14 protein-coding genes are annotated in these 14137 nt (G+C 44.0%); 7 read left to right on the top strand and 7 right to left on the bottom strand.

The window, feature by feature from the left end; translation table 11 throughout:
- Window position 1 precedes the first annotated feature (1 nt).
- From GRFL_RS06645 to GRFL_RS06630, 4 genes are read left to right on the top strand one after another with little or no spacing between them, the layout of a single operon-like run.
- Window positions 2-1012, top strand: coding sequence for a sugar phosphate nucleotidyltransferase (locus GRFL_RS06645; protein ID WP_083643871.1), 1011 nt, complete (start codon window positions 2-4; stop codon window positions 1010-1012).
- 6 nt (window positions 1013-1018) lie between these two features.
- Window positions 1019-2383 (top strand): tetratricopeptide repeat protein, encoded by a 1365-nt coding sequence (locus tag GRFL_RS06640; protein WP_083643870.1) that lies wholly within the window; start codon window positions 1019-1021, stop codon window positions 2381-2383.
- A 2-nt stretch (window positions 2384-2385) separates the two neighbouring features.
- Window positions 2386-3150, top strand: coding sequence for a lipoprotein insertase outer membrane protein LolB1 (gene lolB1, locus GRFL_RS06635; protein WP_236995891.1), 765 nt, complete (start codon window positions 2386-2388; stop codon window positions 3148-3150).
- A gap of 53 nt (window positions 3151-3203) precedes the next feature.
- Complete coding sequence (locus GRFL_RS06630; protein WP_236995890.1) at window positions 3204-4373, top strand: murein hydrolase activator EnvC family protein; 1170 nt, start codon at window positions 3204-3206, stop codon at window positions 4371-4373.
- A 203-nt stretch (window positions 4374-4576) separates the two neighbouring features.
- Here the strand turns inward: GRFL_RS06630 and GRFL_RS06625 are convergent, their stop codons facing one another.
- Complete coding sequence (locus GRFL_RS06625) at window positions 4577-5089, bottom strand: acyl-CoA thioesterase (RefSeq protein WP_083643868.1); 513 nt, start codon at window positions 5087-5089, stop codon at window positions 4577-4579.
- A 55-nt stretch (window positions 5090-5144) separates the two neighbouring features.
- A complete protein-coding gene (locus GRFL_RS06620; RefSeq protein WP_341475768.1) occupies window positions 5145-6101 on the bottom strand; it encodes an HU domain-containing protein in 957 nt (318 codons plus the stop codon).
- 77 nt (window positions 6102-6178) lie between these two features.
- On the opposite strand from GRFL_RS06620, the gene dprA reads away from it, so the two are divergent.
- Entirely contained in the window at window positions 6179-7285 is a 1107-nt protein-coding gene (gene dprA, locus GRFL_RS06615) for a DNA-processing protein DprA (protein ID WP_083643866.1), read from the top strand.
- On the opposite strand, the gene trpS is transcribed toward dprA, so the two are convergent.
- The gene (gene trpS / locus GRFL_RS06610; protein ID WP_083643865.1) at window positions 7282-8250 is read right to left on the bottom strand and encodes a tryptophan--tRNA ligase; all 969 of its coding nucleotides are present in this window, start codon (window positions 8248-8250) and stop codon (window positions 7282-7284) included. The two genes, dprA and trpS, sit on opposite strands and share 4 nt — an antisense overlap.
- 74 nt (window positions 8251-8324) lie before the next feature.
- On the opposite strand from trpS, the gene GRFL_RS06605 reads away from it, so the two are divergent.
- Window positions 8325-9065: a lysophospholipid acyltransferase family protein gene (locus tag GRFL_RS06605; protein WP_083643864.1), complete on the top strand. Its 741-nt coding sequence runs from the start codon at window positions 8325-8327 to the stop codon at window positions 9063-9065.
- A gap of 3 nt (window positions 9066-9068) precedes the next feature.
- On the opposite strand, the gene GRFL_RS06600 is transcribed toward GRFL_RS06605, so the two are convergent.
- The 4 genes from GRFL_RS06600 to recA all read right to left on the bottom strand — a co-directional run bounded on the left by GRFL_RS06600 (window position 9069) and on the right by recA (window position 12768).
- Window positions 9069-10634 (bottom strand): porin family protein, encoded by a 1566-nt coding sequence (locus GRFL_RS06600; protein ID WP_083643863.1) that lies wholly within the window; start codon window positions 10632-10634, stop codon window positions 9069-9071.
- Window positions 10631-11179 (bottom strand): RNA polymerase sigma factor, encoded by a 549-nt coding sequence (locus GRFL_RS06595; protein ID WP_083643862.1) that lies wholly within the window; start codon window positions 11177-11179, stop codon window positions 10631-10633. The genes GRFL_RS06600 and GRFL_RS06595 overlap by 4 nt, the downstream gene beginning before the upstream one ends.
- 19 nt (window positions 11180-11198) lie before the next feature.
- Window positions 11199-11651 carry a membrane lipoprotein lipid attachment site-containing protein gene (locus GRFL_RS06590; protein ID WP_083643861.1) on the bottom strand — a complete coding sequence of 151 codons (453 nt, stop codon included), beginning with the start codon at window positions 11649-11651 and terminating at the stop codon, window positions 11199-11201.
- Between the two features lie 103 nt (window positions 11652-11754).
- Window positions 11755-12768 (bottom strand): recombinase RecA, encoded by a 1014-nt coding sequence (gene recA / locus GRFL_RS06585; protein WP_083643860.1) that lies wholly within the window; start codon window positions 12766-12768, stop codon window positions 11755-11757.
- Window positions 12769-13019: 251 nt separating this feature from the next.
- Here recA and trhO point away from each other — a divergent pair, with 251 nt between their 5' ends.
- Window positions 13020-14051 (top strand): oxygen-dependent tRNA uridine(34) hydroxylase TrhO, encoded by a 1032-nt coding sequence (gene trhO, locus GRFL_RS06575; RefSeq protein WP_083643858.1) that lies wholly within the window; start codon window positions 13020-13022, stop codon window positions 14049-14051.
- Window positions 14052-14137 lie beyond the last annotated feature (86 nt).

Below are 14137 nucleotides of genomic sequence, written 5' to 3'. Positions count from 1 at the left end.
AATGAAAATTATTGTCCCAATGGCAGGTCGTGGTTCCAGACTGCGTCCGCATACTTTAACGGTTCCAAAACCACTTATTCCAATCGCCGGAAAACCTATCGTTCACAGGTTGGTTGAAGACATTGCAAAAGTTTTGGATGAAAAGATCGATGAAGTCGCTTTTATCATTGGAGAAGATTTTGGAGAACAGGTGGAGCAGGACCTTATGAAAATTGCCAATTCGCTTGGAGCCAAAGGAACGATCTATTATCAGGATATGCCACTGGGTACCGGTCACGCGATCATGTGTGCAAAGGAATCTCTTAGTGGTCCTGCTGTAATCGCTTATGCTGATACGCTTTTTAAAGCTGATTTCAATTTGGATAAATCGGCAGATGCGGTGATGTGGGTTAAAAAAGTGGAAAATCCTTCGGCTTACGGTGTTGTTCAGCTGAATCAGAATGGCGAAATCACCGACCTGGTTGAAAAACCTGAGGAATTCGTCTCAGACCTTGCGGTTATCGGTATCTATTATTTCAAGGATGTGGCAGTTCTGAAGAATGAACTTCAGAATGTGTTAGACGCGAAATTAACTCGCGGTGGAGAATACCAGATCAACGATGGAATTGAGCAGATGCGCGCCAGCGGACTACGCTTTGTTCCGGGAAAAGTTGATGAATGGATGGACTGCGGAAATAAGAATGTGACTGTTGAAACCAACGGTCGTATGCTGAACTTCCTTCATCAGGATGGCGAAAAACTAATCGCAGATTCTGTAAAAATCTCGAATGCTGAAATTACCGAGCCATGCTATATCGGCGAAAATGTTGAGCTGATCAACGCGAAGATCGGACCGAACGTCTCTATAGGCGATGGAACTAAGGTGGAAAATTCGACTATCAAGAACAGTCTTATTCAGAAGAATGCTGAAATCAAGAATGCGAAACTGGATAACGCGATGATCGGAAACTTCGCTAAATTCGATGGTGAGTTTACTCAGATCAGCATTGGTGATTATTCGGTGCTGGAATAGAAATAAATGAAAAACCTTTTTAACATCCTGATCGTTTTCCTTATTTCCGGGGCCAGTATCGCTCAGGAACCGGAAAACCCTTTTCAGGATATTAATAAGGATGACCTTGGTAATGTAACCGATGCTTTCCAGGAGAGCTTCTTTGAAGCGCTAAAACAGAAAGGAATCGAGAATTACGACAAAGCGATAACCGCTTTGGAGAAGTGCCGGGAAATCGACCCAAATAAAGCCGTAGTCTATTTCGAATTGGGAAGGAATTACCGGGAACTCGAAAATTACCGTAAAGCCTCGGAAAACCTTCAGAAGTCTCTGGAACTGCAACCGAACAACGAACCGGTTTTGGTTTATTTATACGAAACTTACGGGTTGGCAGAAAATTATTCCGAAGCGATCCAGGTTTTGAAGAAATTGATTCCGTTAGATCAGGATTATGAAGAAGACCTGGCCAATTTATATTTTCTAAATCAGGAATTTGATCAGGCGCTTTCGGTGTTAGATCGGTTAGACCAGCAACGCGGTGCGGATTCTTACCGAAACAAGCTGAGAAGACAGATCTATACGCGCACTAATAATACCGGTGCTCAGATTGAAAATCTTCAGAAGAATATTTCAGATAATCCGGAAGAAGAGCAGAATTACCTGAACCTGATCTACATGTATAGCGAGCAGGGCGACGAGGAAGAGGCGTTTCGAGTGGCCCAGGAATTGCTGGATAGTCATCCCGGTTCTTCGCTGGCACACCTGGCACTGTATAAATTTTATCTGAACAGAAATGAACCGGAGCAGGCGATCGAATCGATGAAAATCGTGTTTGAAAGCGAAGAGATCGATGTGGAATCAAAATTTAAGGTGCTGAACGATTTTTTGAACTTTGTGGAAGAAAATCCGGAATATGAAGAGGAGTTGGTTGCCGTTTCAGCCGAATTGAACCAACTGGAAAATGCGACCGGCCTATTCGAAAAGTTGGGAGATTTCTACTTAAAAAAGTCTGATAAAGAACATGCGCTTCAATTCTATGAGATGGGAGTGGAAGATGATCCTGGCAATTTTGAGTTGGCTAAAAACACCATTTTGCTGCAAATAGATTTTCAACAATACCAGCAGGCGGCCGAGCTTAGCGCCAATGCGCTGGAAATTTTTCCGTCCCAGCCAATTTTCTACCTGCTTCGTGGTGTTGCCTTTAATAATCTTAATAATTTTGAGGAAGCGGAAACAGTTCTGAAAGAAGGCCTGGATTACCTGATCGATGATCGCAAAATGGAAATCGATTTTTATACGGAACTGGCCAAAGCATATAACGGCATGAAAAATGAAGAGAATGCCAGTGAATATTTGCAAAAGGCCAAAAGCCTGGAACAAGAAATAGATTGATTGTGAAGAAGCTAATTGTACTTTTTATTATAGCCCTTTTTGCTGTTTCCTGCGGAACTACAAGAAGAGCAAAGATCGCAACCGAAGATGCTGAGGCGGTTTCGGTGATCCAGAAACATTACCAAAATGAAGCCGATTTTAAGACGGTGATGGGCAAACTGCGTGCGGTTTACCAGGATGACGAAAGAACACAGTCTGTAAACCTCAGTTTTCGGATGGAAAAAGACAAGGCCATCTGGATGAGCGCAAGCATTCTTGGGTTTCCGGTTGCTAAAGCCTACATCACTCCGGAGCGCGTGAGTTACTATGAAAAGGTGACGCAAACTTATTTTGATGGAGACTTCAGCCTGGTGAGTGACTTTGTGGGGACACCTTTGGATTTCGAAAAGCTTCAGAATTTACTCATCGGCCAGGCGATCTATGACCTTCGCAACGAAAAATATGATTTTTCTGCGACCGGCCGCGGATTTCAGTTTGCTTCCGCAGAAGGGGAATTCATAAAAAAAATGTTCCTGCTGAATCCTTCTAATTTTAAGGCTTCGGCGCAGCAGCTTACCCAGGAAAAGGATAATCGTGGCGTCACCATCACGTATTCTGATTACCAGTCTACCGACGGCTTTATTTTTCCGGAAGAAATCAAAATTATCGTCAACGAAGGCAATTCCAGCACCAATATCGAGTTAACCTATAGATCGCTTAGTTTCAACGAAGAAGTGACATTTCCTTTTGAAATACCTTCTGGATATGAAGAAATCAGCTTAAAATAATGATTAAAAAACCGGCCTTCCAATTCTTAATCTGCTTAATTATTTTCCTTTCGATGGGCGCCAGTGTTTTTGCCCAGAGCGGGAGGGAAGAACTGGAAAAAAGAAGGATTGAACTTCAGAATGAGATTCGCAGGATCAATGAACTACGGGTTTCCAATCAGAAGAAAAGGCAATCGGTTTTAGGGCAGGTGGAAGACCTGAATCAGCAAATCCAGAGTACGGAAAACCTGATTAAGGTAACGAACCAGCAGGCAAACCTGCTCACCCGGGAGATCAATACCAATACCAATAAGATTGCTAAACTGCGGAAGGACCTGGAAGAGCTTAAGGATGATTACGCGAAAATGATCAGGCGGTCCTACAAAAGCAAATCCCAGCAGAGCAGGATTATGTTCTTGTTGTCTTCTCAAAGTTTTCTGCAGGCGTACAAACGTTTGCAATACATGAAGCAATACTCCAATTATCGCCATCAACAGGGCGAGGAAATCAAGGCGAATACCATGGAGTTGCAGCAGCTCAATTCCCAGCTGGTCCAACAGAAAGAACAAAAAGAAGCGCTCATTGCTGAGAATCGTAAAACACGCGCTCAGCTCGAGATCAACCGCAAGTCACAGCAGGATCTCATGGCCACCATTAAACAGAAGGAAGGACAGTTTGCAAGCCAGATCAGGCAAAAACAGCAGGCAATTGACGAGATAGACCGTGCGATCGAGCGAATGGTTCGGGAGTCTATTGCTAAAGCCAATAAAGAAAGCGGATCTTCGGAACGGGATACTTACGAATTAACGCCGGCAGCCAGGGCGCTTGCAGCCGATTTTGCCAATAACAAGGGAAAACTGCCATGGCCGGTGCGATCAGGAACCGTTAGTATGCGCTTCGGAAAACACCCTCACCCGGTTGTAAAATCGGCGATGGTGAACAGTAACGGGGTTCGTATCGATACCGAAGAAGGCGGAAAAGCACGTGCAGTTTTTAACGGAACCGTTAGTGAGGTACAGGCCGTAAAAGGAGCCAATAAAGCTGTGATGCTGCGTCACGGTGATTATATTACGATTTATAATAACCTTGATGAGGTGTTTGTAAAAAGAGGCCAGCAGGTAACGACCGGCCAGGATATTGGAACGATCGCTACCAGCAAAAGTACTGGAAAGACCACCCTACACTTTCTGTTGTTCAAGAATACTGAAAAAATGGATCCTGCCTCCTGGATCTATAAAATGTAGGCGGTTGTAAGAAACCATTTTTCAGCAATTATATCTGAAGTATAAAACCGTCTTTTTTATGAAGAAATTGAATTTTTTCTGCCGTCGGGCTTTTTGTGCACGCACGATTTGCTGATCAAATCTGGCAGTCGAGTCCAATAAGATGTTTATGCTGAATACAGGTCTCGGATTTCGGGTGCATTATTATAACCCGAATGAGTGAATTAATTGTCAAAAAGCGCTTTCAGCTCGGTAGCTTCATTAGGTTTCATTTTACCGGCGAGAACAAGGCTCAATTGTTTTCTCCGTAGGGCTGCGGCAAAACGTTCTTTTTCAAGATCGGTTTCCGGCTCGAGTGGTGGGATTTGAACCGGCATTCCGGTTTCATCTACCGCTACGAAGGTGTAAATTGCTTCGTTTGCTTTGGTTCTGCGGCCACTTTCGCGATCTTCCACCCAAACATCTAGGAAAATCTCCATAGACGATTTAAAAGCCCTGGAAACGCTTGCTTCCACGGTCACCACACTTCCCAGTGGGACAGCTTTATTAAAGGCTACGTGATTTACAGAGGCGGTCACCACGATTCTCCGGCTGTGCCTTCTGGCCGCAATACTCGCTGCACGATCCATCCGGGCTAATAATTCCCCTCCAAAAAGATTGTTTAGTGGATTGGTTTCACTAGGTAAGACTAAGTCAGTAAGCGTAGTACGAGATTCCCGGGGTGCTTTTGGCTCCATAAAAATTTTTTTGCAAAAATAAGGTGCTTTGGGAGAAGCCTCCCTTAAAGAAGTATTAAAGTTCCTGGACTAACAACCAGGCAGCATCATTGGTTTTCTTGACCCTGTAAAGTTCATTGGTCGCATCTCTTCTGGTTTCATGACTGGAATAAACCACCTGGTGCAAACCATATTTATTTTCACCAATGTAGCGCGCTTTGTAGCCCTCTTCACGCAATTCCTCCACCTTTTTTTCGGCATTTTCCTTTACTCGGAAAGCACCTGCGACAATATGGTAATCACCGCTTTGTTTTTCGATCTCGAAAGTTACCGCAGGCAGTGGATTATCGATTACGAAAGTCGCCTGCTGTATTTGCTGCTGAAGCTGGCTTTCAGCTTCCTGTTGTTCTGCAATATTGTGTTCAGACACCTGGTTGCTGTAGATATTCAGTCCGGCAAAAGCTGAGAGACCAATGGCGATAACTCCAACGGCAGCGTATTTCCAGATGGCGGTGCGCCTTCTGTTAGGGGTGAAAAGGATTGGTGCTTTTTCTTCCAGTTCTTCCACCTGCTCTCTATACAGCTCACGCTGAATTTTTTCGGTGTGAAAAGAGCTTAGCCCGAAAGACTGTGTAAGGAAATTGATTTCGGTCTGTGGTTCGAATTGCAGTTTATCTTCCGCATCCAGGTAAAATTTTCCAATTTTGGTTAATTCTACATGGTTCTCTTTCTGTAGCGAACTTTCGAGCTCATACACGAATTCACGAATTATATTATTCGCCGTGTTATACGAGACATCCTGAACTTCCGCGATATAATTTGCCAGTAAGCCGTCGTTTTTGATCAATTGGCGGTTAAAGGAAACTACTTTTTTAGGCGGAAAGAATTTATTTTTCGCCTCATCGATAATTGCCGAATGCTTTTGTGTCAAAAACGCTCCGAAACCTGGAAGCACCACGCATTCATATCGGTATAAAAGATCCTGGATGTAGTTCGAAATATTCATTGGCGGCAAAAATAGAAGATTTGGCATTTTGTTAAAGTTACCCAAAGAATTTTTATTAACAAATCTTTTTTTGAGTAATTTTAATCACTTATGCACAGGGACTTATGACGCCGGAAAATTTATTGTACACTCTCGCTTTACTGCATATTCCGCAGCTTGGCGACACTACCGCGAGAAAATTGATCCAGCGCTGCGGGAGCGCTCAGAACATTTTTAAGGAAAAGATCAGTACGCTGGAAAAGGTCAAAGGCCTTGGGAAGACACGTCTGGCAGAAATACAAAATGCGGCGCATATTAAGGCTGCTGAAAAAGAGCTCGAATTCATTGCTAAAAACAGGATCCAGGTTCACGATTTCAGCTCCCATACCTACCCGGAAAAATTAAAACATTGCGCTGATGCCCCGGTGTTATTGTTTTCCAGAGGAACTATCGATCTCCACCGAAAGAAGATCATCAGTGTGGTAGGCACTAGACAGGTCACCCCGCAGGGAGCCGAATTTTGCCGGAAATTAGTGGAGGAAATTGCCATTTTTGACCCGGTCATCGTTTCAGGTTATGCTTACGGCGTGGATATCACCGCTCATCGGGCCGCCTTTCAGCATCGTTTGCAAACTGTGGCCTGCCTGGCACATGGTTTCAACCAGATCTATCCGAAAGTGCATCAGAAATACTGCCGGGAGATGGAAGAGAACGGAGGGTTTTTTACCGATTTCTGGAGCACCGATAAATTTGACCGTAATAATTTCCTGAAAAGAAACCGCATTATTGCCGGACTTTCCGAAGCAACCCTAGTGATTGAAAGTGCTGAAAAGGGGGGCGCACTGGTCACTGCTGATATTGCTGCTTCTTACGACCGGGAAGTATTTGCGGTTCCGGGCAGGCCTGGAGATACTTTTAGTACGGGTTGTAATAACCTGATCAAAAGTCAGCAGGCTCATGTATTAACTTCAGCAGCTGATCTTGCTTATATTCTGAACTGGAAAACCACTACTTCCGAAGAAATAAAACCGGTACAAAAACAGCTATTTGTTCAGCTGGATTCAGAAGAACAGTTATTGTACAATTTCCTGGAACATGCCGGTAAAAGTGAACTGGACCAGATCGCTTTAAACTGTCACCTGCCCACGTTCAAGACCGCTTCCATGTTGTTAAGCCTGGAATTGAAAGGAATTGTAAGGCCCTTGCCGGGAAAATTGTTTGAAGTGATCTAGTAACCAACCTTTTTACGAACTTTCGCCAATACGGTATTGGCTACTTCTCGAGCCTTTTCGGCACCAATTTCCAGGGCTTTATCAACTTCTTCCAGGTTGTTGCTGTAGTATTCGTATTTCTCCCTGATTTCCTGGAAGTCATCCCGAATAAGTTCGAAAAGCGCCTGTTTGGCATGGCCATATCCATAACCGCCAGCCTCGTAATTCTTTCGCATTTCAGCAACCTGCTCATCACTGGCCAGTAACTGGTAAAGGGCGAACACATTACAGGTTTCCGGGTTTTTTGGTTCTTCCAGTGGCGTACTATCGGTTGCGATCCCCATGATCTGCTTGCGCAGTTTCTTATCGGTTTGGAAGATATTGATAGTATTCTCCTTAGACTTGCTCATTTTAGCGCCATCGGTTCCAGGAACGTACATAGTGTCTTTTTCCACTTTTGCTTCAGGAATCACGAAAACCTCACCCATTTTAGCATGAAAACGATTGGCGACATCACGGGTCATTTCCAGGTGCTGCAACTGGTCTTTTCCTACGGGAACGATTTCCGCGTCATATAACAAAATATCAGCAGCCATAAGCATCGGGTAGCTGAATAACCCACTGTTCACATCTTCCAGCCTGTCGGCTTTGTCTTTGAACGAATGCGCAAGGGTCAACCTCTGGTAAGGGAAAAAACAGCTGAGGTACCAGCTGAGCTCCGTCACCTGCGGGATATCGCTCTGGCGGTAAAATACGCTGCGATTGATGTCCAGGCCACAGGCCAGCCAGGTTGCCGCTACCGAGTAGGTATTTTGTCTCAGGGTTTCTGCATCTTTGATCTGCGTAAGAGAGTGTAGATCAGCGATGAAGATAAAACTGTCATTATTCGGGTCATTGGCCATTTTAATTGCGGGCAAAATGGCTCCGAGTAAATTTCCTAGGTGCGGAGTTCCTGTGCTTTGTACGCCGGTAAGTATTCTGGACATCTGCTTTTTCTAATTTTTGGGCAAAGGTAAATTTTTTATGGCATACAATACTTCCAATTTAGTACTTTTGAGGAATGCGCGTACTTAAAGCACTGGCTATTTTATTGTGGAGAATCTGGTTCTACATTCTTTTGGTAGTTCCCATTGTGGTCATGCTTCCTGTGCTCCTGGTATTCACTTCTTCGGAAAAATTTTACCCACAATTTTTCGTCTGCGCGAGGGCCTGGGCGAAATTTATCCTTTTCGGGATGGGCTTTCGAACGAAAGTACTGGCAGATCAGCTTCCGGAGAAGAATAAAAGTTATATGCTGGTGGCCAACCATGCTTCGATGGTCGATATTATGTTAATGCTAAGCGTTATAAAACAGCCTTTTGTGTTCCTCGGAAAAAAGGAGCTGGCCAAAATTCCGGTTTTCGGCTTTTTCTACCGAAGAACCTGTATTCTGGTGGACCGCGGAAATCAAAAAAGTAGGCAGGAAGCTTTTAATGAAGCTCAGCGAAGGCTGAAACAACAAAATAGTGTGTGCATTTTTCCGGAAGGAGGAGTGCCAGATGATGAAACTATTATACTCGACGAGTTTAAAGACGGGGCTTTCAGGCTGGCGATCGAACACCAGATCCCTATTGTTCCGCTAACTTTTCACGACACTAAAAAGCGCTTTTCCTATACCTTCCTTTCCGGTGGTCCGGGCAAATTACGCGTTCGGATCCATGAATTCATTCCAACCAAAAATCTTCAGGCGGCAGATAAGCGGGAACTGAAAGAAAAGGTACGTGGCATCATCCTGCAGGAATTGCAGCATCCTTCGCTCTAATACCTAAAACCGTATACTGAGGCCTGAATAGATCCCAAAGTTCACCGGTTGTACATTATTAACGTTGGAAAACGTGTTGAGCTGATACTTGAAAATAGGCTCTACACCAATGCTGAAATTCTGGTTCAGTTCATAATCCAGTCCAATTCCCACATTCGTGCTAAAACTCGTTTTGTTGATGTTGCTGGCTTCTCCAAGTTCCGTCGAAGCGGTTTCCGTCACAAGGCTCACGCGGTTGTCATCCAGGAAGAGCCCACTGGCACCCCCAATAAGGTTGAGATTAAAACGTTTGTCCACCAGGGCATATTCTAGTTCCAGGGGAATTTCAATAAAGCCAAATTCCTGGTGAATTTCTCCCGGATTGTAGATCGTATTGGAAGCTAACGAATACATCGAACCAAAAGAACTGGAGTTTGTCTCACTTGCTGGGCCAGTCCTGTTCGGGGCTGGCGCATTAATGATGTTGATATTATCGCCGGAACCGGAAGGTGAAATATTCTCGACCTGGTTCATTAAAGCCGATGGAGAAAAAGCGATTCCTTCAATATTATTATTTACGCTCAGTTTGCTCACGCCGGTCCTGATCTTGATCTTTTTCGAGACCTGGTATGCCAGTTTCATTCCTACGGAAACGGTCACATCAGAAGTTTTGGAATTAGAAGAGAACTGGTTGGCCAGCTCGTTTCCAGAGCCAAGGTTTTTATAGAAAATTGGAGCCGCGAAGGTCGAAAGCTGAAATTTCTTTTTCGTCGCTTCGGAAAGATCTTCTTCCAGGTCCTCTTCCGGTAACGGGTCTTCTTCATTTTCAGCAATCAGGCTTTCCGGTTCCTTCAGCAATTCCTCGGAAGCGATCGAATCCTGGATCAGCTCATTTTTAGAATTTTGCGCTTCAGCAATGATGCCGGATTTTTTTTCCGGGCCAGGCTCCGGCATATTGCTGGATTTCTCTTTTTCAAAATTCTCTGTACTGGTGGTAGTATTGGCCACTCGCGAACCGGTAAGATCAGCACTCTGGGTTCTTTCGTTTTTTTCTGAATTTTCTTCGGAAGTATTCGCTGCCGCAATTTGTTGATTAGTACGAGCGCTGGTATTATCGGTACCGCCTGTCCTGCTTTCCGAAGAAGTGGATTGACGGGAAGTATTGCCAACTGCTTCAGAATTTTCTGAATGTTCCTCAGCCAGACTTGACGAATGGTTCCCAGTGGCCGATTTGCCACTTTCACCCGGAATATTCCCAATTTGGGTATTGTTTTCTTCACCTGGAACAGCTTGTTCATTTGCTGGCTGTTCCTGGTTGGTTTCGCTTTCCGCTTCGTCGTAAACGATTCCCGGTTCTGTTTTTTCGGGGGTGTTGCTATTTTGCTGGAGTAGCACGGTAGAAAGAATGATGGCCAGGATGGCGGCAACGCTTCCTACTTTTAACCATAGCGGAATAATCAACGCTCGGGAAGGTTTTTCCTTCTTGTCCAATTCTTCCGAAATCCTATTCCACATATCCTCCTGAGGACTCTTTTCAAAGTCCTTGAACTTCTCCTGGAATAACCGGTCTATGTTCTTCTTTTCCTTCATAATGAATGGGCCGAATTGAGGTCTTCCTGTTGATTTTCTATTCTGTCTTTTAAAGCCAGCCTGGCTCTTGCCAGGTTCGATTTCGAGGTTCCTTCAGAAATCTGGAGCATCTTTGAAATCTCCCGGTGCGAATAACCGTCCAGCACGTAAAGGTTAAAAACCTGCCGGTAGCGTTCGGGTAATTCCTGAACACAACTCAGGAGAAAATCAAGAGAGATATCTTCCTCTGCTTCGACCTCGATATTTTCGTCTTTCAGTAGTTCTTCGTTGGTAAGCCCGTAAACCTTTTGTTTCCGGTGTTTTTGAAGTGCAGTATTAATGATGATGCGCTTCATCCAGCCTTCGAAGGAACCACTGTCGTTATACTGAGAAATCTTTGCAAAAATAGTGAGAAATCCATCCTGTAAATTGTCCTGGGCCTCTGCATAGCCACCGGAATATTTTAGACATAAGCCAAACAGCTTAGCCGAGTAAAGTCGGTAAAGCTGTTCCTGGGCTTTCCTGTCCTGTTTTTTACACAGTTGAATGAGTTTCTCTAAACTCACAAATTCGTTCCTCTTTTAATTATGCGCCGGTACCTGGTTCATTTACAGGTACAACGACTTCATCATAAATTGGTTCTCCTGCGACTTCTCCTGTAAGAAAGTAGAAGGTGTAAGAGCCGCTCTCTGAAATGGTAATGTTCAAAGAATCTGTTCCTTCTTCACCAGGTGCGGTATCATCACAGGATGATGAGGTAGAAACCTTGGCAAAAGCAGAAATATACACCTGCCTTCTTCCTTGTGACGAGTCCCCGCCGTAATTGGCATATAACCCGTCATAAATACTACAGTCGCTCTCCAGCTGATAATCTACATTGATGGTGTAGCGTTCACCAAAGTTAAAAGATTCCGGTAGATCATTTCCGGTTATTTCCGCGATCTCATACTCGATATTATCTGCCTGCTCGGAATTGGAATCTAATGAACAGCTGCTCAAAACCAGCATCGCGGTAATCAAATAAAAATACTTTTTCATCTCTCGTTTCAAAAAATTTGTAGGGTTCTTTTATAGCTAAGATGCAAATGGATGAAAAAGGTTGCGTGAGCGCACAAAAAAAATCCCCTTCCGGGGATTTGATTTATTGTTTGGCGATTTTGATGGCTTCCTTGATTTTAGTTTCCAGCTCTTCCATCAAATCAGGATTGTCTTTCAGCAGCGTTTTAACGGCATCTCGACCCTGGCCTAATTTGGTGTCTTCGTAGCTGAACCATGAACCGCTTTTCTTGATGATCTCGTAATCCACACCTATATCAATGATCTCTCCAATTTTTGAAACTCCTTCACCATACATGATGTCAAATTCAGCAGTTTTGAAAGGTGGCGCAACCTTATTCTTAACAACCTTCACACGGGTTTTGTTACCGGTAACTTCATTATTGCTGTCCTTGATCTGTGTGGATCTTCTAATGTCCAGTCTTACGGATGCGTAGAATTTCAGTGCGTTACCACCGGTAGTGGTTTCCGGGTTCCCAAACATCACCCCGATCTTCTCCCGCAACTGGTTGATGAAAATCACGGTACAGTTGGTTTTACTGATCGACGAGGTTAATTTTCTCAAGGCCTGTGACATCAATCTCGCGTGAAGACCCATTTTAGAATCTCCCATTTCTCCTTCGATCTCACTCTTTGGTGTCAATGCGGCAACCGAGTCGATCACGATGATGTCTATGGCTCCGGAACGGATCAGGTTATCGGCGATCTCCAGTGCCTGTTCCCCATTGTCTGGCTGGGAGATGATCAAATTATCGATATCCACATCCAGTTTTTCTGCATAAAAACGGTCAAACGCGTGTTCCGCATCAATAAAGGCGGCAATACCACCTTTTTTCTGTGCTTCGGAAATAGCATGGAGGGTAAGTGTTGTTTTACCCGAAGATTCAGGACCGTAGATCTCAATCACACGGCCTCTAGGGTAACCGCCTACTCCCAGTGCCAGGTCAAGACCAAGGGACCCGGTTGAAATGGCGTCTACATCAGCAACAGCCTGATCGCTCATCTTCATTACGGTTCCTTTCCCGTAAGTCTTGTCCATTTTATCAAGGGTCAGCTTTAAAGCCTTTAATTTTGCTTCTTTTTCTTTATCGTTGCTCATATCGGAAATTAAAAATTGTAATCTGATTAAGGTGTGCTAAAATACTATAACTTTTTCATCATCACAATAATATATCAGGCTGCTTTTGAACAATTTATAAAGGAAATTTTCAGTGGGAAGATTCCCTTCAGGGAGCCTTGTTTTCAGGCTGATTTTCAGCATATAAAGCTTTCGGGAGCAGATTTTCATTTCACTGAGAATAAACCTATATTTGCCGAAATTTTTCTTTAACACTGAAATATTAGTATAGCATGCAACTGTACAATAAATTAAGCGCTAAAGAGAGAGAAGCGCTATTAGAGGAAGCCGGAGAAGACAGGCTTACGCTCTCTTTCTATGCCTACGCAAAAATCGGTAATCCGCATTTATTCAGAAATCATTTGTTTTTGGCCTGGGACCAGATGGAAGTCCTTGGAAGGATCTATGTTGCCCACGAAGGGATCAACGCCCAGCTTTCCGTGCCCGCCAAACGTTTCAATGAATTCAAGTCTTTCATCGACGGGATTTATTTCCTGGAAGGAGTTCGACTGAATATTGCCATCGAACACGACCTGAAATCGTTCCTGAAACTGAAGGTGAAAGTTCGTGATAAAATTGTGGCCGACGGTTTGAACGATGAAACCTTTGATGTAACCAATAAAGGAGTTCATGTGGATGCCGCCAGGTTCAACGAACTAATTCAGGATCCCAACACGGTCCTGGTAGATATGCGAAACCATTACGAAAGCGAAATTGGCCATTTTAAAGGAGCGGTAACCCCAGATGTGGATACCTTTAGAGATTCGCTGCCTATTATTGAAGAAGACCTCAAAGAACACAAAGAAGATAAAAACCTGGTCATGTATTGTACCGGTGGGATTCGCTGTGAAAAAGCGAGTGCCTATTACAAACATCGCGGCTTCAAGAACGTTTACCAGCTGGAAGGCGGAATTATTGAATATGCCCGCCAGGTAGAACAACAACAACTCGACAACCTGTTCATTGGAAAGAATTTCGTTTTTGACCATCGTCGTGCTGAACGGATTTCTGAAGATGTCATCGCACATTGCCACCAGTGTGGAAAACCCTGTGATACGCATGTGAACTGTGCCAACGAGGCCTGTCACCTGTTGTTTATCCAATGTGAAGAATGTGCTGAAAAAATGAATCATTGCTGTTCTACGGAATGCCAGGAAATCGTCGCTTTACCCTACGAAGAACAAAAAGCCCTTCGCCGCGGAAAGCACAACAGCAATAAGATTTTCAAAAAAGGCAGGTCTGAGGTTCTGAAATTTAAGCAGTAGAATTTTCTCGAATGGCGTTGCCAATTAATATTGGTATATTTACGTTTGAAAATTTTTATGAACCCGCGAAAGCGTCGGCTGGATCA

Origin of the sequence: Christiangramia flava JLT2011, assembly GCF_001951155.1 — a bacterium.
In the GTDB taxonomy this organism is placed as follows: domain Bacteria; phylum Bacteroidota; class Bacteroidia; order Flavobacteriales; family Flavobacteriaceae; genus Christiangramia; species Christiangramia flava.
The sequence above is the reverse complement of the archived record's forward strand: the minus strand, read 5'-3'. Positions and strand labels throughout refer to the sequence as shown.